Genomic DNA, 17,483 nt, shown 5'->3' on the forward strand with positions numbered 1-17,483 from the left:
GCTCACGATCGCCGGGTCGGCATAACGCGTCGGTCGGCATAATGCCCGGCCCACCACCGCCTGCACCACCTCGGCCGGTGGGGCGCCGGGGGGCGTCGGGCTCGGGCCCCGGATGGGCCGGCCCCGGTGGTCGCTGAAGCGCAGCCCGTCGACGCTGGTGGGGTCACCCTCGATGCCCAGGCGGCCGAGGTGGTGCAGGCGGTGGTGGGCCGGGCATTATGCCGACCGACGCGTTATGCCGACCCGGCGATCGTGAGCTCTGCCGTGCAACGAGGTGGTGCACGTGCAGGCCCCGCCGGGCGCCGCAACCGGGCACCCGGCAGCCCCCGTCGCGGTGCTCGACCAGCCGGCGGAGCCGGTCGTCCACCGTGCGCCGGCGGGCGAAGACGTGCACGGGGGTGCCGTGGCGCTCCACCACCACCCGCCCGGTGGCGTCGCAGGTCAGGTAGTCCCGCAGCGAGCCGCCCAGCAGCGGCCCGAGGTGCAGCCGGGCCCGCTCGGGGTGGTCGGCATCGACGTGGAAGACCACCTGGAAGCGGTCGGCGGGCAGGCGCCCGGCGCCCTCCATGCCCGACAGGGCCGCCTCGGCCATGTGCACCACGGCGTCGGCCCATCCCACCCGGTCGTGGGCCTCGTCGCCGTCGCCGCCGGGGCGGCGGGCCGACACCAGGGCGCGGCGGGCCGCCTCCAGGGCCGTTTGCACCACGGCGCCCTCGTCGGGCGGCAACAGGATGCGGGCCCACCACCGGCCGTCGTCGCGGTGGCCGAAGGCCACCTCACGCCGGCCCGGGGTGTCGCCAACGCCGGCGCCGGCGTCGCCCTCCTCGCCCGCCGCCTCCTCGGCGTCCGGCCCGGGACCGGGAGCCGGCGGGGGCGGGGCCACGGTGGGCAGGATGCGGCGCAGCTGGTTGACGGTGCAGCGCCGGGCCAGCTCGGTGACCCGCTCGTCGTGGGCGGGGTCGACATGGGCGCACACCAGGTTGGCCTGGTCCTCGCTCAACGCCCCCTCGGCGAAGGCGGCGGCCGCCGAGGGCAGCTGCGCCAGTGCCCGGGCCATGGCCACCAGGCGCCGGGCCCGGGCGGAGCTGACGCCGGCGCGCAGGGCCACCCAGTGCTCGGGCGACACGATGCCGTCGCCCTGCCAGCCGGCGGGGTCCTCCAGCGCCTGGGCGATGGCCGCCACCACCTCGGCGGTGGCGGCGTTGAGCACCCCCATGGCGGCACACAGGCGTACCTCGGGATCGTCGCAGCGGACCTCGATCTCGCCGCCGTCGCCGCTTCGGTCGGTGGCCCGCAGCCCCTGCGGGCCGGGCGCCGGGTACGTCGGCCCTCACCCGGCAGGGGGCGTCTTGCGGGCTCGGCTGGGGGCCACCCGGGGCGGTTCGTTGGGCTGCTTCGGGTAGACGGGCGGCCAGGGGGCGTCCATGAGGCCGTCCGCCATGTCGCGGTCGTACATGGCGAGCAGCGGCTCGATCGACTGCGGGCGCTGGTACATCCCCGCCCACGGGTCCCCGTCGGCCGCTACCCGGGCCGCCACGACGGGGACCGTCATCCGGTCGGGGTGGAACGAGCCGTCGAGCTCGTCCCAGGCGAAGGGCGTGGAGACCTGGGCGCCCGGCCGGGCCCGGACGCACCAGGCACCGAACACCGTCTTGTGAGGGGCGTTCTGGTTGAAGTCCACGAACACCCGCCGGCCCCGTTCCTCCTTCCACCACGCGGCGGTGAGCAGGTCGGGGCGGCGCCGCTCGAGCTGGCGGGCGACGGCCACCGCCGCCGCCCGCACCCGGTAGCTGTCCCAACGGGGCTCGAGGCGCAGGTAGACGTGGATGCCGCGGTTACCCGTCGTCTTGGGCCAGCCCGTCAGGCCCAGCTCGGCCAGCAGGTCGCGCACCTCCAGGGCGGCCTCCCGGACCATGGCGAAGTCCACGCCCGGCGTGGGGTCGAGGTCGATGCGCAGCTCGTCGGCCACGTCGGGCGCGTCGGCCCGGGTGGGCCACACGTGGAAGCCGAGGCAGCCGATGTTCACCGCCCAGGCGACGTGGGCCAGGTCGTGGGCCACCAGGGCGTCGGAGTGGGTGCCGTTGGGCGTGCTCACGTCGGCCGTCCGCAGCCACGCCGGCCGCGACGAGGGGACCCGCTTCTGGAAGAAGGAGCTGCCGCCGGCGCCGTCGGGGAAGCGCTGGAGGAGCACCGGGCGCCCGCCCATGGCGGCCAGGAGCGGGTCGCGGACGGCTCCGTAGAACTCGACCAGGTCGAGCTTCGTCTCTCCCCGCTCGGCGAAGAAGACCTTGCCGGGGCTGGAGATGGTGACCTCGTGGCCGTCGAGGACCAGCGTCACCTCGTCGCCGCCGCTCACCCGCACAGCTCCTTCAGGAGAGGGGTGGGGAAGCGGGGCCGGACCACGGCGCCGCCGGCGTCGAGCCACGCCTGGAGGCGGGCGGCCTCGGCGCCCACGGCCGCCGCGCCCTCCGCCCCCACGTCGACCAGCTGCCGGGTGACGACCTCGCCTCCGGGCCGCTGGGCCCAGCCGCCGACGATGCGCCCGCTCCACCAGATGGTGGGCCCGGCGTTGCCGTTGGTGTCGAACAGGGCGCCGCCGAGGTCGCCCAGGTACCACGACCGCTCCTTCCAACCCATGGTGGTCGGGTCGAGGCTGGGGAGGAGGGCGGCCCACGGCTCGCCGTCGCCGTCGGCCCCGGCGCCCGGGCCGGCCACCGGGGACGGCTCCCCGGCGTCGGCCAGCGCCTTCCTGGTGGCGCCCACCGTCCACCCCGCCCACCAGCGCAGGTCGCGCCCGGGGTCGGCCGACGCCGGCCCGAACGCCGCCAGCCACCGCCGGGCCAGCTGGGCGCGGCCCTCGCCCGGGTCGACCGGGTCGCCGAGGGGGGGCACCGGGACGTAGCGGAGGAGCGTGGACGTCCACGAGCCCCGGGGCCGCGACCGGGTCACCCGCCCCTCGGCGGTGAGGGTGACGACGACCCTCGTGGCCAGGGTCACCTCGGTCGCCACTTCGAGGCGCCGCCCAGGCGGATGGTGCGGGCCAGGTCGGGGACGTCGTGGGCCAGCTCGCGCGCCGTCGCCTCGCCCCGTTCCACCAGGGCGGCCAGCGCCTCCTCCTCCAGGCGGGCGACGAAGCGGGCGCCGTCGTCGACCACGCCCTGGGCCTCCAGGGCGGCGATGACCTTGCGCCGCTCCTCGCCGGCGACCGCCCGCCCGCAGGCGGCGACCACCACGGGTACGAGCGAGCACGGGACGGCCCACATCGTCCGCCGCATGCCCAGCACCCGCACCAGCGTGCGGTCGTCGTACAGGGCGCGGTCGACGGCCGCGACCGTCGCGCCGGGGCCGGCGGTGCGGGCGGCCACCGAGAGGTGGACCGTCGCCGGGTCCGTGGCGTGCAGGGCGACGACGGCGCCGGCGGCCTCCTCGGCGGTGGCGGCGCGGGCGGCCGGCGCCAGCCGGTGGAGCACGCCGAGAGCCGGGTTGGCCACCCCTCGACCCTACGACGGCGCCTCGGCGGCCCGCCGGGGGAGGATGCGGGCGTGGACGAGGCGATCGCGCCGGACGGCAGCCCGCTGGCCGTCTACCGCCGCCTTCCGCCCGAGCCCGCCCTGTCGACGGTCCGCTCCGCCCTCCCGCCCGGGGCGACCGTCCTGGAGCTGGGCTCGGGGCCGGGTCGTCTCACCCACCCGCTGGTGGCGGCGGGCCACGCCGTCGTGGCGGTGGACGAGTCGGCCGAGATGCTGGCGTTCGTGCAGGGCGCCGAGACGGTGCGGGCCGACGTGTGGGGGCTCGACCTCGGTCGGCGCTTCGATGCCGTGCTCGCCACCGCCCACCTGTTCGACCAGCCCGACGCCGGCGGCAAGCTCGGCCTGCTCGCCGTGTGCCGCCGGCACCTGGCCCCCCGCGGTGTCGTGGTGGTCGAGCGCTACCCGCCCGACTGGCAGCCCGGCGAGGCGGCGGGAGCGCTGGGCGTCGTCGGGGTCCGGCTGGCCGACGTGCGCCCCGGCCCGGGAGGCTCGTTCACGGCCGCCGTGACCTACACGCTGGAGGGGCGGTCGTGGACCCAGCGCTTCGCCGCCAGCGTCACCCCGGACGAGGAGCTGGAGCGGCTGGCGGCGGCCAGCGGACTGCGGGTCGCCCGCCGGCTGGACGACCGGGGGAGCTGGGTCCTCCTCACCGCCGCCCGGTGAGCGAGGGAATGCGCGCCGGGCCCGGCGCGTTGGGTCCTTCCGCAGCGACGGCGACCGGGCCGTCGGCTCCTTGGCGGGAGGTCCTCTCATGACAGCTGTTGCCGATCCCGGCGCCCCGGCGGCCCACGCGGCGACCGGCGTTCCCTACCGCGACACGCTCCTGGCCCAGCTCGACGGCTACCGCGCCCGGCTGGCCCACCTGGAGCAGGCCATCGCCGACCTGGCCGCCGAGCCGGCGTCGCTGGACTCCCCCGACGAGGAGGACGCGGGCGACGCCGACGGCAGCAACGTCGAGCGCGACCGGCTGGTGGCCCTGGCCGTGTCCGCCCGGCGCAGCACCGAGGACGTGGAGGCCGCGCTGGGCCGGCTGGCCGCCGGGACCTACGGCGTGTGCCAGCGCTGCGGGCTGCGCATCCCGGACGCCCGCCTGGAGGCGGTCCCCGAGGCGACGCACTGCGTCGGCTGCAAGACCGGCGGCCTGCGCCTGCTCCGGGGCCGCTGAGCGGAGCTCCTCGACGGTCGCCGAGCCGCCGAGCCCGGAGCGGCCCACGAGGCGGCGGTAGGGACGCGGCCGTGCCGCCGGTCGGGTGACCGGCGGCACCGCCCGTGGGGTACGACCGCCGCCTATTCGGGCGCCAGGCCCAGCTGGGACAGCAGGTCGAGCTGGTCGAAGTAGAAGTTGTGGCGGACGATCTGCCCGTCACGGACGGTCGCGATGTCGACGCTCCGGACCCGGACCGCCCTGCCCGTGGCCGGGAGGGTCCCGCCGCCCGGGGTCGGGACGGGGCCGGTGTTGGTCCCGACGACCCAACCCTCGTCGACCGCCGTGTCGCCGCACTCGTACTGCGCCATGGCCTCCCACGTGAAGTCGGGGATGGCGACGATGAACTTGCGGAGGTACTCCACGATGTCCTCGCGGCCCTTGATCTCCCCTTCGTCGGGCGTCGTGACCACGGCGTCGGGCGCGTACACGCCGGCCAGCCGCTCCAGGTCCTTGCTCACCATGGCCTCCGTCATCAGGTCGATCGTCTCCCGTGCCTGCCCCATTCGCCTCTCCCTCCTCGACGTCGGCGGCGCTGTGCCGTCAGAGGAGAAGGTACGGACGAGGCCGTCCGGCGACTTCGGGCGAAGTTCCCATTCGCCGGCCGCCCGGTGCATGGGTAGAACCACCCACACGGCCGGACCAGGCGGTCAGACCAGGCCGTGCTCGTAGGCGTAGGCGGTCGCAGCGGAGCGGGAGCCGAGCCCCAGCTTGGTGAAGATGTTGCTCACGTGGCGGGCCACCGTCTTCTCGCTGATGAACAGGGCCTCGGCGATGGCCCGGTTGGTGCGGCCCGACGCGATCAGCCCGAGGACCTCCACCTCGCGTGCCGTCAGCCCACCGGCCGCCCGGGCCGGCGGGGCTCGCCCGGCGGCGGGCACCGTCGAGAGGTCCACCGCCGCGCCCAGCCGCTGGAACGCCGCCCGGGCGGCGTCGAGCTCGAAGGCGGCGCCGTCCTCGTCGCCCAGCTGCCGGCACGCCTCGCCCAGCAGGACCCGGGTGCGGGCCGCCTGGTAGGGCGTGTCGAGGTCGCACCACGCCCGCCACGCTCGCCGCAGGGTGACGCAGGCGCCCGAGGCGTCGCCCTCGGCCAGCAGGACGGCTCCCGCCGCCGTGTCGGCGATGGCTCGCAGCAGCGGCACCCCGTGCTCGGCGGCGATGGCCGCCAGCTCGTCGGCGGCCTCCCTCCCGCCCGCCACGTCGCCCGCCGCCAGCAGGATCTCCACGTGCGCGGGCAGGACCTTGCACCGGCTGACCCAGTCCGTCGTCTCCTCGAGGACGCGGCGGCTGGTGGCGGCGGCCGCCTCCGGCCGCCCCTGCGCCAGGCGCAGCAGGGCGAGGCCGGGCTGCGGCGGGCGACCGTGCTCGGCGGCCCGGCGGTAGCCCTCCTCCGCCTCGGAGAAGCGGCCCGCCAGCCGGTGCAGCTCGGCCCACAGGTAGTGGGCCTCGCCCACCCCCGGCTGGGGGGGCTGCGACAGGAGCTCGCACGCCCGCCGCACCTCTTCCAGGGCCTGCGCCCAGGCGCCGCCCAGCTGCATGACCTCGACGCGGTGCACCAGGCAGTTCCCCCGGAAGGGCACGAGGTCGGGCTGGGAGGCGCACCAGCGCGAGAGGGCCGTGGTCCACTGCCGGGCCCGGTTGAGGTCGAAGACCTCGTGGAACGCCTCGATGGAGGCGCAGTAGACGATGCCGCACACCAGCGGCTCGACCTCGCCGGCGGTCACCGCCACCAGGGACTCGTCGAGCAGCCCGACCCCCTCGGCCAGCCGGCCGAGCCGCATGAGGGCCTGGCCCCGCCCACACCCGGCGAGGGCCAGCAGGCTGGCGTCGCCGAAGCGCCGGGCGACGGCGGCGGCCTGGCCGAACAGCTCGGCCGCCTCTTCGTCCCGGCCGCTGAACAGGGCGTCCATCCCCGGGGCGACCAGGAGGTAGCCGCGCTCGACGCAGTCGAGGCCGGCCTCGTCCAGCAGGTGCTGGGCACGCGCCAGCCACCCGTTGCCCTTGGCGTCCTCGCCCACCAGGAAGAAGGTGAGCCCGAGCCAGAACGCCACCCGGGCGGCGCCCTGGACGTCCCCGGCGTCGAGGTACCCCTGGTGGGCGCGGATCCAGCACCGGTCGCAGTCGTCGTCCCGGCCCACGAGGGCGGCCGCCAGTCCGAGCCTCTCGAGGTCGTCGGCGCCGAGGGGTTCGGCCTCGTCCGCCTCCGCCAGCCGCGCGAACGCCTCGTTCCACGCCCGCCGCCCGAAGGCGGCCAGGCCCCGCTGGCGCGTGTCCCCCGGCACACCCAAGGATCGCGCCGTGCCGGCGGCGGGGCAATCGGAACGGCCGACGGCATCGAGACGTCCCGCTCGACGCCGGGGAGCCCCAACGGCGGCGATGCTCCGGCTGCACCGCGAGGTGGGCGGCCCATTAGCGTCGGCCGGCGTGACCAGGCGCATCGTGGTGGTCGTCCTGGGCGCCCTGGTCCTGGGCGGCCTGGGTGGCGCCGCCCTCTTCGCCGTGCTCGGCGACGACGACGACGTGGCGGGCCCGGCCACGACCACGACCACGACGCGGCCGCTGAACGCGGCGGCCAAGGAGCTGGTGGACCGCTTGGCCGACGCCCGCACCCGCGACCTGCACCTGGTGTACTCGGGTGCCCTGCCGGCCGGGGAGGAGGGCAGGCTGACCATCGAGGTGTGGTGGAAGGGCGAGCGAGCCCGCCAGTCGCTGGTGGCCGAGGCCCCCGGGCAGGGCCGCCAGGAGTCGACCGCGTTCGTGCTCGGGGACGGGAACGTGTTCTGCCAGCGCAGGGACGCCGGCCCGTGGTCGTGCCAGCGGGGCGCCTCGACGGCCGACGCCGGTGCCAGCGCCGGCATCATCGACGCGTTGGTCGCGTCGCTGGACGGCAAGGAGGTGACCTCGGCGGGGGCCAGGGTCGGCGACGAGGACGCCGAGTGCTACACCCTCGACCCCGCCACGGCTGACGTCCTGTGCCTCCGGGACGACGACGTGCCCGTGAAGTTGACGTTCTCGGGAGCCGAGCTGGTGCTGACCGCGGCCGACACCGAGGTGGACGACGCGGCCTTCGAGCCGCCGGCTGAGGTGCAGTCGGGGACCCCGCCCATCCCGGCGCCGACCACCGCGCCGGCCACCGCGCCGGCGACGCCGACCACCGGCGGATGAGACCGGTCCGCGCCGGCGTCCCGGCCCGGCGCCCGGTCGCAGCCCCGGTTCGGCGCGTCCGCGGCGCCGCAGTGGTGCCGTACCGTTTGGTGCATGGGGGCACGGCGGGACGGCGGACGGGGTTGGTGGTGCGCAGCGGCGGTGGCGGGTGCCGTGACGGCGGCGTCGGTGGTGGGCCCCGCCGACGCGACGGAGCCGGCTCCGCCGGCGCCGGTGCTGCTGGGCGTCTACTACGGCAACCAGGGCTGGGCCATGCGCGATGTGCGGGCCATGGAGGGGTGGCAGGGCAAGCGCCACGCGGTGGTCGAGCTGTTCACGAGCTGGAACGGTTCGAGGAAGACGCTCGACAACCTCTTCGGCCAGCAGCTGCCGAACGTCTGGAACAGCGGCAACGTGCCGCTCGTGACCTGGGAGCCGTTCACCGGTTCCAACACGCCCGGTGACGTCGAGGTCCGCATCGCCCGGGGTGACCACGACGGCTACGTGCGGACCTGGGCCACGCGGCTGGCCGCCTTCCTGGCCGGCGGCGACGGTCGCCTCGGCACGGGCGACGACCGCCGGGCGTACCTCCGCCTGGCCCACGAGGCGAACGGCGACTGGTACCCGTGGGGCGCGGCGGTGGGGGGCAACGACCCGTCCGACTACGTGGCCATGTGGCGGCGGGTGCACGGTCTGGTGGCGGCGGCCGGCGTGGGGCCGTCACAGCTGCAGTGGGTGTGGGCCGTGAACCACGACGACGTCGGCGGCCACCCGGCGGAGGCGTTCTGGCCCGGCGAGCCCTACGCCGACTGGGTCGCCGTCGACGGCTACAACTGGGGCGCCAGCCAGGCGTGGTCGACGTGGCGGTCGCCCGAGTCGACCCTTGCCCCCATGGTCGCCCGCGTCCGGTCCCTTGCGCCGGCCAGGCCGGTGGCGGTGACGGAGACGGCCTCCACGTCGGCAGCGGCGGACGGCGCCGGCCTGGCGGCCAAACGGGCGTGGGTCGCCGAGCTCTACGCGTGGCTGCCCGCCAGCGGCGTGCGGATGGTCGTCTGGTTCGACGCCGACAAGGAGACGGACTGGGCCGTGTTCGGCGGCGCCGGGGGCGACGAGACGGTCCGCTCGGGCCGGACGACGTATCGCGCCCTGGGCGCCTACCGCACCGCCGTCGGTTCCGCCGCCTATGTCGGGAGCGACCCGACGGATCCGCGGCTGCTGAGCGACGACCGGTTCGCCGGGCGCTGATTGGCCGGATTCCCTGTTTGGCCATTTGACCCCTTGACGGCCCCCACGTGCAGTGGCAGGGTGGCCGCGTTCCGCTACCACGGGTTCGCGCCCGGGCGGGCACGGCGGCAGTGGTCCAGACACGGCGGCTGGCCGCTTGGAACCGAGAACTGGGGCACGTCATTCACATGAGCTGGCAGACCGGACTGTCCACGCGCGGCTGGAAGCGCACCGCCGCCGCCTTCATGCTGGCCGCGGCGGCAGCGGTGGGCTTCCTCCCCGCGCCGGCCGGCGCCGCCCACCTGGCGCCGCAGACGATCGAGACGAACGACCCGACCCTCTACAACGAGGCGCCCGGCGCCGTCCTCACCGCGACCGAGTGCCCTCAGGGGGGCTCCGAGTGGTCGGGGGGCAGCGCCCAGTCCCTCGACAACGTGACGGCCCACCTGGCCTGGACCTTCACGATCCCGGAGGGGCACACGGGCGTGGTGAGCGTCGTCGGGCTCCGGGACAACGTGTCCCGGCCGTTCTACTTCTGGATGGGGGCGAACCTGGACCACAACGAGACCAAGCTGGTGAGGCCGCCCACCACGGCCGGGGCGATGGAGTGCCAGGCGACGCTGGCCAGCTCGGCGACGCTCCCCGCCGGTATCCACCGGGTCAACGTCTCGGGGACGGCCGAGGCCGGCAAGGCGTTCCTCGACTACTTCCGGCTGGTGACCGCCTCCGACACCGGCAGCCTGGTGATCAACAAGGTGTCCGACACGCCGGGGACCTTCGACTTCACCGTGAACTGCCCCGGCGCGGTGAGCAACCAGCCGGTGACCGTCACCGTGGGAACAGCGGGCGGAGCCGGTACGTCCAGCGCCCCGATCGCCGGCATCCCCACCGGTACGACCTGCACGGTGTCGGAGACCACCGCCTTCGGGTTCGTGCCCCAGCCCGCCCAGAACGTCACCATCGCGTCGGGCACCAACACGGTGAGCTTCACCAACGTCCGGGAGGCGGCGACCCCGACCACCCCGACCACGCCGACCACCCCGGGCGCCCAACCCGGCTACTGGCTGGTCGCCTCCGACGGCGGGATCTTCGCCTTCGACGCCCCCTTCCTCGGGTCGACGGGGGCGATGCGGCTGGCTCAGCCCATCGTGGGCATGGCCCCCCACCCGGGTGCGAAGGGCTACTGGCTGGTGGCCTCCGACGGCGGCATCTTCGCCTTCGGCGACGCCACCTTCGCCGGCTCGACGGGCGCCATGCGCCTGGCCCAGCCCGTCGTGGGCATGGCGCCCACCCCGTCGGGCAAGGGCTACTGGCTGGTGGCCTCCGACGGCGGCATCTTCGCCTTCGGCGACGCCGCGTTCTTCGGCTCCACGGGCGGGATGCGCCTGGCCCGGCCCATCGTGGGCATGACGCCCACGCCGTCGGGCCAGGGCTACTGGCTGGTGGCCTCCGACGGCGGCATCTTCGCCTTCGGCGACGCCACCTTCGCCGGCTCCACCGGCGCCATGCGGCTGGCCCAGCCCATCGCCGGCATGGCGTCGACCCCGACCGGCAAGGGCTACTGGCTGGTGGCCTCCGACGGCGGCATCTTCGCCTTCGGCGACGCCGTCTTCCGCGGGTCCACCGGTGCGCTCCGCCTGGCCCGGCCCGTCGTCGGCATGGCCGCCCGCCAGGGGTAACCCCGCCGCCGCCCACCCGGGGGCCTTCTCCGGGTGGGCGTACCGGCGAGCGGGCTGACATCATCGTGGCCGTGACGACGATCGAGTCGACGGGCGCCGTGCGGTCCCGCCCGCCCGCCGACCGGGCCATGCGCCGGCTGCTGCGCGTGGACGACGCCGCCCCCCGACGCTCCCGGTCCGAACTGCAGCAGGCGTTCAGCCGGTCGATCCTGGTGTCGGCCACCCGCTGCCTCCTCACCTACATCTTCCTGCCGTTCGTGGCGCCCGCCCTCGGGTTCGCGGCCGGCGTGGGGCCGTGGATCGGCCTGCCCCTCGGCACCGTCGCCATCGTCGCCAACGTGGTGACCATGCGCCGGTTCTGGGCCGCCGACCACCGGTGGCGGTGGGCCTACACGGCCGTCGGCGCCGGCGTCATCGTCCTCCTGCTCGTCCTCATGGCCGGCGACGTGGCCGACCTGCTGGGGTGAGCCGGGCCGGCCCGGCCGGCGAGCCCCGGCGCGGCGCGGCCCGGTGGGGATGGCTGGCACTGGGGTGGGCGTCCGTCGGGCTGGGTGGCCTGGGCGTGGTCGTCCCCGGGCTCCCCACCACCGGGTTCTTCGTCCTGGCCGCCTCGTGCTTCGCCAGGTCGAGCCCCCGGTTCGAGCAGTGGGTGCTGTCGCTGCCCAAGGTCGGTCCGCTCGTGCGCGACCACCGGGCCGGTCTCGGGATGCCCCGGCGGGCCAAGGTGACGGCCATCGGGATGATCGTCGCGGCGTGCACCCTCAGCGCAACCGTCGGGCTGGACGCGCCCGCCGCCCGGGCCGCCGTGGTGGCGGCCGGGCTGGTGGGCGTGTGGTACGTCGGCGTGCGGGTCCCGACGCGCGAGCGGGTGCTGGGGGCCGCCGCCGACTGACCGTCGCGGGCGCATCCCGGTGCGACGGTCGCCGGTAGGTCGAAGCCGACCGTCAAAGGTTGCTGGCGTCGGCCGGGGCGGCGGGGCCGGCGGGCGGCCGGGTGTCGCCGCCCGGCGGTGCCGGCAGGGGCGGCGCGTCGAGGGTGTACGCCGTCATGGACAGCGAGCGGTAGGCGTAGCCGCCCACCAGCACGGCGGCCGGGCGGCCGGCGGCGGCAGCCAGGCCGGCCAGGTAGAGCAGCGGCAGGAAGTGGTCGGGCGTGGGGGCGGCGGCGGACCAGTCCCCGTGCGACGACAGGCCGGGAGTGGCCGACGGGTCCGACGTCATCAGCGCCCGGGCGTCCTCGTCGAAGCGCTGGGCCCACTCGAAGGCGCCGTCGGGCGCCGAGAAGTCGACCCGGCGGAGGTTGTGCACCACGTTGCCGCTCCCCACGACGAGCACGCCCTGCTCGCGCAGCGGCGCCAGGCGGGCGCCCATCTCGAGGTGGTGGTCGACGCCCTTGGTGGCGTCGACGGAGAGCTGGACGACCGGGATCGACGCGTCGGGGAAGGCGTGGACGAGCACCGACCACGTCCCGTGGTCGATGCCCCAGCTGTCGTGGTCCAGCCCGACCCATGTGGGCCGCACGACGTCGCGCACGAGGGCGGCGATCCCGGGGTCTCCGGGGGCCGGGTAGTCGACGGCGAACAGCTCGGGCGGGAACCCGTAGAAGTCGTGGATGGTGCGGGGCCGCTCCATGGCGGTGACCGCGGTGGCGTTGACGTACCAGTGGGCCGACACGACGAGTATCGCCCGGGGCCGCGGCACGGCGGCGCCGAACGCCCGCCACGCCTCGGTGTAGCGGTTGTGGTCGAGGGCGTTCATCGGGTTGCCATGGCCGAGGAACGCCGCGGGCATCAGGTCGGTCGGCACCGCCCCATCCTGCCCGGTGGTCAGCGGACGGCGCGCCTCCGCCCGGCCCGGACCGGCACCGGCGCCGCCTCGAGGCGCCGGCGGTAGGTGGCGGCGACGACCGCGGCGGCCAGGGCGACGACCGCGCCCACCTCGGCGGTGGCCGCCCGCACCGCGTCGTCCGTCCACGCCCGCTCGGTGAAGCCGAGGAGGCCGACGGTGCGGCTCGCCACGAGCGCGGCCAGGGAGGCGACGGCGAAGGTGATGCCGGCCGCCACCACCCGCCGGTCGCGGACCACGAGCACGGCGAGGGCCAGCACGGCCGACGCCGCGACGTTGGCGAGGAACAGCGGGCCGATGTAGCGGATGCCTCGGTAGCCGGTGCGCCACAGATCCAGGTGGACGAGGCCGCCGGCGGCGACGAAGGTGGCGGCGGCCAGTCGGGAAAGGCGTTCCATGGCCTGTCTACGGCGCCGGCTCCTCCGCCGTACGCCGTCGCGTGGGCGACTGGCGCCGTCGCCGGCGCCTCCCGGTCGAGAACGCGGGCATCATCCGCCGATGCGTCGGGCGGACCGGTCGGTGTGGCTGCTGCTGTTCGGCGTCTTCGCGGCGGCCACGGCCACGGCCGCCCAGCTGACGGCGCTGGGCAAGCAGGTGTACGACCTGACCGGGCGCGAGCTCGACCTCGGCTGGCTGGGCCTGGCCGAGTTCGCGCCGGCCGCCCTCCTGGTGCTGGTGACCGGCGCGGCGGCGGACCGGTGGGACCGCCGGCGGGTGGCCGCCGCGGCGGCGACGGCCCAGGCGGTGGTGTCCGGCGTCCTCGCGCTCTACGCCGGGTCGGCGCCGACGTCGGCCACCCCCGTGTTCGCCCTGGTGTTCCTGTTCGGCACGGCCCGCGCCTTCGCCGCGCCGGCGTCCCGGGCGCTGCCCGCCGACGTCGTCGGCCGCGACCGCCTCCCGTGGGTGGTGGCCCGTTTCTCGGGCGCCTGGCAGGCGGCCCTGGTGGTGGGGCCCGTGCTGGGCGGGTCCCTGTACGCGGTGGACGTGCGGCTGCCGTACGTCGCGTCGGCCCTGCTCCTCCTGGCGTCGGCCGCCGCCCTGCGGTCGGTGCACGTGCTGGCCCCGGCCGGCGCGTCCGCCACGGCCGGCGTCCCGGGCGCGGGCGACGCCCTGGTCGAGGCCGCCGTCGAGCCGGTTATGGGCGGCGTCGACGCGCGGCCGCCGGTCCGGGCCCGGCTGTCCGAGGCCGTCGAGGGGTTCCGCTTCATCCGCCGGGTGCCGGTGCTGCTGGGCGCCGTCTCGCTCGACCTGTTCGCCGTGCTGTTCGGCGGCGCCGTCGCCCTCCTGCCCGCCGTGGCCACCGACCGGCTGGGCGTCGGCGCCGTCGGCCTCGGGTGGCTCCGCGCCGCCGCCGGGCTGGGCGCGGCGGCCGTGACGCTGACCCTCGCCGTCCGCCCGCTGCGCCGCCGGGTGGGGCCCACGCTGTTCATGGTGGTGACCGCCTTCGGGCTGGCGACGATCGTCCTCGGGCTGACCCGGGACTACGCGGTGGCCTTCGCCGCCCTGGTCGTGCTCTCGGGTGCCGACGCGGTGAGCGTGTTCATCCGGGCCACCCTGGTGCCGCTGGTCACCCCGGACGACAAGCGGGGCCGGGTGATGGCGGTGGAGAACGTGTTCATCGGCGGGTCGAACGAGCTCGGCGCGTTCGAGTCGGGCGCCGTCGGCCAGGTCCTCGGGCCGTCCGCCGCCATCGTGCTCGGCGGTGTCGCCACGCTGGCCGTGGCCGGGGCGTGGTGGGTGATCTTCCCCGACCTCCGCCGCATCGACGGCTTCCCCGAGCCCGCCCCGGGCCCGGGCTGAGGGCCTACGGACGGTACGGCCGCAGGCCGTCGGCCGGGACGGTGCCGAGCCGGCCGGCCCGGAAGTCCTCCATGGCCTGGATGAGCTGGGCCTTGTTGTTCATCACGAACGGGCCGTAGGTGGCGATGGGCTCGCGGATGGGCTGGCCGCCGAGGAGCAGGATCTCCACGGGCCTGGCACCGGCGGCGTCCACGGTGACGGTGTCGCCCGGCCCGAACACGGCGAGCTGGCCGGTGGCGATCGGCCTGCGCTCGACGCCGACGCTGCCCGTGCCGTCGAGCACGTAGGCCAGCGCGTTGAAGTCGGGCCGCCACGGCAGCTCCAGCCGGGCGCCAGGCGCCACGGTGGCATGGGCGACGGTGATGGGGGTGTGGGTCGCACCGGGCCCCCGGTGCCCGGCCACGTCGCCGGCGATCAGGCGGACGAGGGCGCCGCCGTCGGGCGACGACAGCAGGACGACCTGGCCGGCCTCGAGGTTCTGGTAGCGGGGCGCCACCATCTTGTCCCTGGCCGGCAGGTTGACCCACAGCTGGATGCCGTGGAACAGGCCGCCCTTGACCACCAGCTCCTCGGGCGGCGTCTCGATGTGGAGGATGCCGCCTCCGGCCGTCATCCACTGGGTGGCGCCGTTGCTGATCGTGCCCCCGCCGCCGTGGGAGTCCTGGTGCAGGAACGTGCCGTCGATGATGTACGTGACCGTCTCGAACCCGCGGTGGGGGTGCCAGTCGGTCCCCCGGGGCTCTCCCGGCGCGTAGTCCACCTCGCCCATCTGGTCCATGTGGATGAACGGGTCGAGATCCGCCAGCGAGACGCCGGCGAAGGCACGCCGCACGGGAAAGCCCTCGCCCTCGAACCCGGTGGGCGCGGTGGTCACCGAGCGGGCGGCCCGGGGGGTGGCGCCCTCCAGGGGAACCTCGATGCGGGGGAGGGTCAGGGTGTCGGCGGTGACGGCGGGCATGGCGGCCTCCGGGTATTTGCGAGTTCAAGGATCTTCAACGCGGCGGGCCCCGGCGTTGTTCCGCGCCTGCCACCCCGGCTCCACCACGACGCAACCGACGTCACCGGCACCGACGAGGCACCGGTCCCGGAGGGCCGGGCGGTCGCCGCGGCCCGCGGCCGGCCGACGGCGGCACGCCGCCGACCACCACGACGGGCCTGCGGTCCGGGGGCGCCCAGCGCCTCGAGTGCCGGCGCCGCAGGCGGCTGCGATACTGGTCGTGCGTGATTCGCCGGAGCGTGATCGTGGACGCCGTGCGCACGCCGATCGGCCGCCACGGGGGCGTGCTGGCCGGTGTGCGCCCCGACGACCTGGCCGCCGGCGTCCTGCGCCACCTGCTGGCCCGCACGCCCGTCCTCGACCCGGCGGCCGTGGACGACGTGTACCTCGGCGCCTCCAACCAGGCGGGTGAGGACAACCGCAACGTGGCGCGCATGGCCCTCCTGCTGGCGGGGCTCCCGGTCGGCGTGCCCGGCGCCACCGTGAACCGGCTGTGCGGGTCGGGCCTGGAGGCGGTGGTGGCCGCCGACCGGGCCGTCGCCGTTGGCGACGCCGAGGTGTGCCTGGCCGGAGGCGTCGAGTCGATGTCGCGGGCGCCCTGGGTCCTGCCCAGGCCGGAGGCGCTGCACGGCCGGGGGGACGCGGTGCTGGTCGACACGACGCTCGGATGGCGCCTGGTCAACCCGCGAATGCCGGCCGGCTGGACGGTCTCGCTGGACGAGGGTGCCGAGCGCCTGGCCGACGCCTACGGCGTCACCCGGGAGGCGCAGGACGCCTTCGCCCTTGGGAGCCACCGCCGGGCGGCGGCCGCCTGGGCGGACGGGCACTTCGCCGACGAGGTCGTGGCCGTCGACGGCGTGGCGCCGGCCCGCGACGAGGCGGTCCGCCCCGACGCGTCGGCCGGCGCGCTGGCCCGCCTGGCGCCGGCGTTCCGGCCCGACGGAACCGTCACCGCCGGCAACGCGTCGCCCCTGGCCGACGGCGCGGCGGCCGTGCTGCTCGCCTCCCAGGAGGCGTGCGGGCGGCTCGGCCGGCGCCCGCTCGCTCGGGTCGTGTCGGCAGCCGTGAGCGCGGTGTCGCCCCCGCTGTACGGCATCGCCCCGGTGGAGGCGGCCGAGCGGGCGCTGAAGCGGGCCGGCATCGGCTGGGCCGACCTGGCGGCGGTGGAGCTCAACGAGGCGTTCGCGGCGCAGGCCCTGGCGTGCCTGGCCTCGTGGCCCGAGCTCGACCCGGCCGTCGTGAACCCCAACGGCGGCGCCGTCGCCCTCGGCCACCCCGTCGGCTGCTCGGGCGCCCGCGTCCTCGCCACGCTGGTGTGGGAGCTGCGGCGGCGGGGCGGCGGCCACGGGCTCGCCACCTTGTGCACCGGGGTCGGCCAGGGGATCGCCGTGGTGGTCGAAGCCGAGGCGGGCGACGGCCCGCGGCCCGGGACCGGCAGAGGAAAGGAAGGAACGTGACCGACGGAACGATCGACCTGGAGAGGATCGATGCCGAGCGCCGGCGCATCGCCGAGGCGTGGATGCGCCCAGCCGGGGAGCGGCCGGCCAGCTCGGCCCGGGGCGTCCACCATGTCGCCCTGCTGTCGGGGGACGTGGAGCGCACCGTGCGCTTCTACTCCGAGATCCTCGGCTTCCCGCTCACCGACATCTTCGAGAACCGCGACTACAAGGGCTCCAACCACTTCTTCTTCGACATCGGCAACGGGAACCTGCTCGCCTTCTTCGACTTCCCGAACCTCGACCTCGGGCCCTATGCCGAGGTGCTGGGCGGCCTCCACCACCTGGCCATCTCGATGGAGCCCGACCAGTGGGAGGCGGCCCGGGGCCGGCTGAAGGAGGCGGGCGTGCCCTACCAGGAGGAGAGCGGCACGTCGGTGTACTTCCGCGACCCCGACGGCGCGCGCGTCGAGATCATCGCCGACCCCCTCCTGGAGATGTACGGCAAGAAGGTGGGGTAGGCGCGCGACGCAGGAGCGCGCCGGGCAAATCGCCTTGACCCGGCCCCGGGGGCCGGGTTGTACCGTCGCCTTCGACAGGGGTGGAGACCCAGACGCCCCTGGTG

At 76.0% G+C, this 17,483-nt stretch carries 19 protein-coding genes; 10 read left to right on the forward strand and 9 right to left on the reverse strand.

Going from position 1 to position 17,483, the window contains the following annotated elements; all coding sequences use genetic code 11:
* Nucleotides 1–163: 163 nt before the first annotated feature.
* From VM242_13875 to VM242_13890, 4 genes are all read right to left on the reverse strand, one after another.
* Nucleotides 164–1,216, reverse strand: coding sequence for a DUF222 domain-containing protein (locus VM242_13875; GenBank protein HVM06250.1), 1,053 nt, complete (start codon nt 1,214–1,216; stop codon nt 164–166).
* A 114-nt stretch (nt 1,217–1,330) separates the two neighbouring features.
* Entirely contained in the window at nt 1,331–2,356 is a 1,026-nt protein-coding gene (gene ligD, locus VM242_13880) for a non-homologous end-joining DNA ligase (protein HVM06251.1), read from the reverse strand.
* Nucleotides 2,353–3,009, reverse strand: a complete 657-nt coding sequence (locus VM242_13885; protein ID HVM06252.1) for a crosslink repair DNA glycosylase YcaQ family protein — start codon at nt 3,007–3,009, stop codon at nt 2,353–2,355. The genes ligD and VM242_13885 overlap by 4 nt, the downstream gene beginning before the upstream one ends.
* Nucleotides 2,994–3,491 (reverse strand): crosslink repair DNA glycosylase YcaQ family protein, encoded by a 498-nt coding sequence (locus tag VM242_13890; protein ID HVM06253.1) that lies wholly within the window; start codon nt 3,489–3,491, stop codon nt 2,994–2,996. The genes VM242_13885 and VM242_13890 overlap by 16 nt, the downstream gene beginning before the upstream one ends.
* A gap of 51 nt (nt 3,492–3,542) precedes the next feature.
* Here VM242_13890 and VM242_13895 point away from each other — a divergent pair, with 51 nt between their 5' ends.
* Both VM242_13895 and VM242_13900 read left to right on the forward strand, forming a co-directional pair.
* Nucleotides 3,543–4,193 carry a class I SAM-dependent methyltransferase gene (locus VM242_13895; GenBank protein HVM06254.1) on the forward strand — a complete coding sequence of 217 codons (651 nt, stop codon included), beginning with the start codon at nt 3,543–3,545 and terminating at the stop codon, nt 4,191–4,193.
* A gap of 88 nt (nt 4,194–4,281) precedes the next feature.
* Entirely contained in the window at nt 4,282–4,695 is a 414-nt protein-coding gene (locus VM242_13900; GenBank protein ID HVM06255.1) for a TraR/DksA C4-type zinc finger protein, read from the forward strand.
* 122 nt (nt 4,696–4,817) lie between these two features.
* On the opposite strand, the gene VM242_13905 is transcribed toward VM242_13900, so the two are convergent.
* Both VM242_13905 and VM242_13910 read right to left on the reverse strand, forming a co-directional pair.
* Nucleotides 4,818–5,240, reverse strand: coding sequence for a nuclear transport factor 2 family protein (locus tag VM242_13905; protein HVM06256.1), 423 nt, complete (start codon nt 5,238–5,240; stop codon nt 4,818–4,820).
* A gap of 144 nt (nt 5,241–5,384) precedes the next feature.
* Nucleotides 5,385–7,016, reverse strand: coding sequence for a LuxR C-terminal-related transcriptional regulator (locus VM242_13910; GenBank protein HVM06257.1), 1,632 nt, complete (start codon nt 7,014–7,016; stop codon nt 5,385–5,387).
* Nucleotides 7,017–7,158: 142 nt separating this feature from the next.
* Between VM242_13910 and VM242_13915 the strand changes: the two genes are divergently transcribed.
* From VM242_13915 to VM242_13935, 5 genes are all read left to right on the forward strand, one after another.
* Nucleotides 7,159–7,899 (forward strand): hypothetical protein, encoded by a 741-nt coding sequence (locus VM242_13915; protein HVM06258.1) that lies wholly within the window; start codon nt 7,159–7,161, stop codon nt 7,897–7,899.
* A gap of 93 nt (nt 7,900–7,992) precedes the next feature.
* The gene (locus tag VM242_13920; GenBank protein HVM06259.1) at nt 7,993–9,123 is read left to right on the forward strand and encodes a glycosyl hydrolase; all 1,131 of its coding nucleotides are present in this window, start codon (nt 7,993–7,995) and stop codon (nt 9,121–9,123) included.
* 167 nt (nt 9,124–9,290) lie between these two features.
* The gene (locus VM242_13925) at nt 9,291–10,781 is read left to right on the forward strand and encodes a DUF5979 domain-containing protein (protein ID HVM06260.1); all 1,491 of its coding nucleotides are present in this window, start codon (nt 9,291–9,293) and stop codon (nt 10,779–10,781) included.
* A gap of 71 nt (nt 10,782–10,852) precedes the next feature.
* A complete protein-coding gene (locus VM242_13930) occupies nt 10,853–11,248 on the forward strand; it encodes a hypothetical protein (GenBank protein HVM06261.1) in 396 nt (131 codons plus the stop codon).
* Complete coding sequence (locus VM242_13935) at nt 11,245–11,673, forward strand: YbaN family protein (GenBank protein ID HVM06262.1); 429 nt, start codon at nt 11,245–11,247, stop codon at nt 11,671–11,673. Before VM242_13930 ends, VM242_13935 begins: the two co-directional genes overlap by 4 nt.
* 52 nt (nt 11,674–11,725) lie before the next feature.
* Here VM242_13935 and ygiD read toward each other — a convergent pair whose 3' ends face one another.
* Nucleotides 11,726–12,586 (reverse strand): 4,5-DOPA dioxygenase extradiol, encoded by an 861-nt coding sequence (ygiD, locus tag VM242_13940; GenBank protein HVM06263.1) that lies wholly within the window; start codon nt 12,584–12,586, stop codon nt 11,726–11,728.
* 20 nt (nt 12,587–12,606) lie between these two features.
* Nucleotides 12,607–13,023, reverse strand: a complete 417-nt coding sequence (locus VM242_13945) for a hypothetical protein (GenBank protein HVM06264.1) — start codon at nt 13,021–13,023, stop codon at nt 12,607–12,609.
* 100 nt (nt 13,024–13,123) lie between these two features.
* On the opposite strand from VM242_13945, the gene VM242_13950 reads away from it, so the two are divergent.
* A complete protein-coding gene (locus VM242_13950) occupies nt 13,124–14,425 on the forward strand; it encodes an MFS transporter (protein HVM06265.1) in 1,302 nt (433 codons plus the stop codon).
* A 4-nt stretch (nt 14,426–14,429) separates the two neighbouring features.
* On the opposite strand, the gene VM242_13955 is transcribed toward VM242_13950, so the two are convergent.
* Nucleotides 14,430–15,383 carry a pirin family protein gene (locus VM242_13955; protein HVM06266.1) on the reverse strand — a complete coding sequence of 318 codons (954 nt, stop codon included), beginning with the start codon at nt 15,381–15,383 and terminating at the stop codon, nt 14,430–14,432.
* A gap of 263 nt (nt 15,384–15,646) precedes the next feature.
* On the opposite strand from VM242_13955, the gene VM242_13960 reads away from it, so the two are divergent.
* Together VM242_13960 and VM242_13965 are read left to right on the forward strand one after the other, a co-directional pair.
* Nucleotides 15,647–16,879 (forward strand): thiolase family protein, encoded by a 1,233-nt coding sequence (locus VM242_13960; GenBank protein ID HVM06267.1) that lies wholly within the window; start codon nt 15,647–15,649, stop codon nt 16,877–16,879.
* Nucleotides 16,876–17,379 (forward strand): VOC family protein, encoded by a 504-nt coding sequence (locus VM242_13965; GenBank protein HVM06268.1) that lies wholly within the window; start codon nt 16,876–16,878, stop codon nt 17,377–17,379. The genes VM242_13960 and VM242_13965 overlap by 4 nt, the downstream gene beginning before the upstream one ends.
* Nucleotides 17,380–17,483: the final 104 nt, after the last annotated feature.

The organism is Acidimicrobiales bacterium (assembly GCA_035540975.1).
Taxonomy (GTDB): Bacteria; Actinomycetota; Acidimicrobiia; order Acidimicrobiales.

Bases quoted from the DNA above. Each gene is read 5' to 3' on its own strand.
- VM242_13875 (HVM06250.1), bottom strand. From the start codon at position 1,216: ATGGGGGTGCTCAACGCCGCCACCGCCGAGGTGGTGGCGGCCATCGCC.
- VM242_13900 (HVM06255.1), top strand. From the start codon at position 4,282: ATGACAGCTGTTGCCGATCCCGGCGCCCCGGCGGCCCACGCGGCGACC.
- VM242_13905 (HVM06256.1), bottom strand. From the start codon at position 5,240: ATGGGGCAGGCACGGGAGACGATCGACCTGATGACGGAGGCCATGGTG.
- VM242_13920 (HVM06259.1), top strand. From the start codon at position 7,993: ATGGGGGCACGGCGGGACGGCGGACGGGGTTGGTGGTGCGCAGCGGCG.
- VM242_13925 (HVM06260.1), top strand. From the start codon at position 9,291: ATGAGCTGGCAGACCGGACTGTCCACGCGCGGCTGGAAGCGCACCGCC.
- VM242_13945 (HVM06264.1), bottom strand. From the start codon at position 13,023: ATGGAACGCCTTTCCCGACTGGCCGCCGCCACCTTCGTCGCCGCCGGC.
- VM242_13950 (HVM06265.1), top strand. From the start codon at position 13,124: ATGCGTCGGGCGGACCGGTCGGTGTGGCTGCTGCTGTTCGGCGTCTTC.
- VM242_13955 (HVM06266.1), bottom strand. From the start codon at position 15,383: ATGCCCGCCGTCACCGCCGACACCCTGACCCTCCCCCGCATCGAGGTT.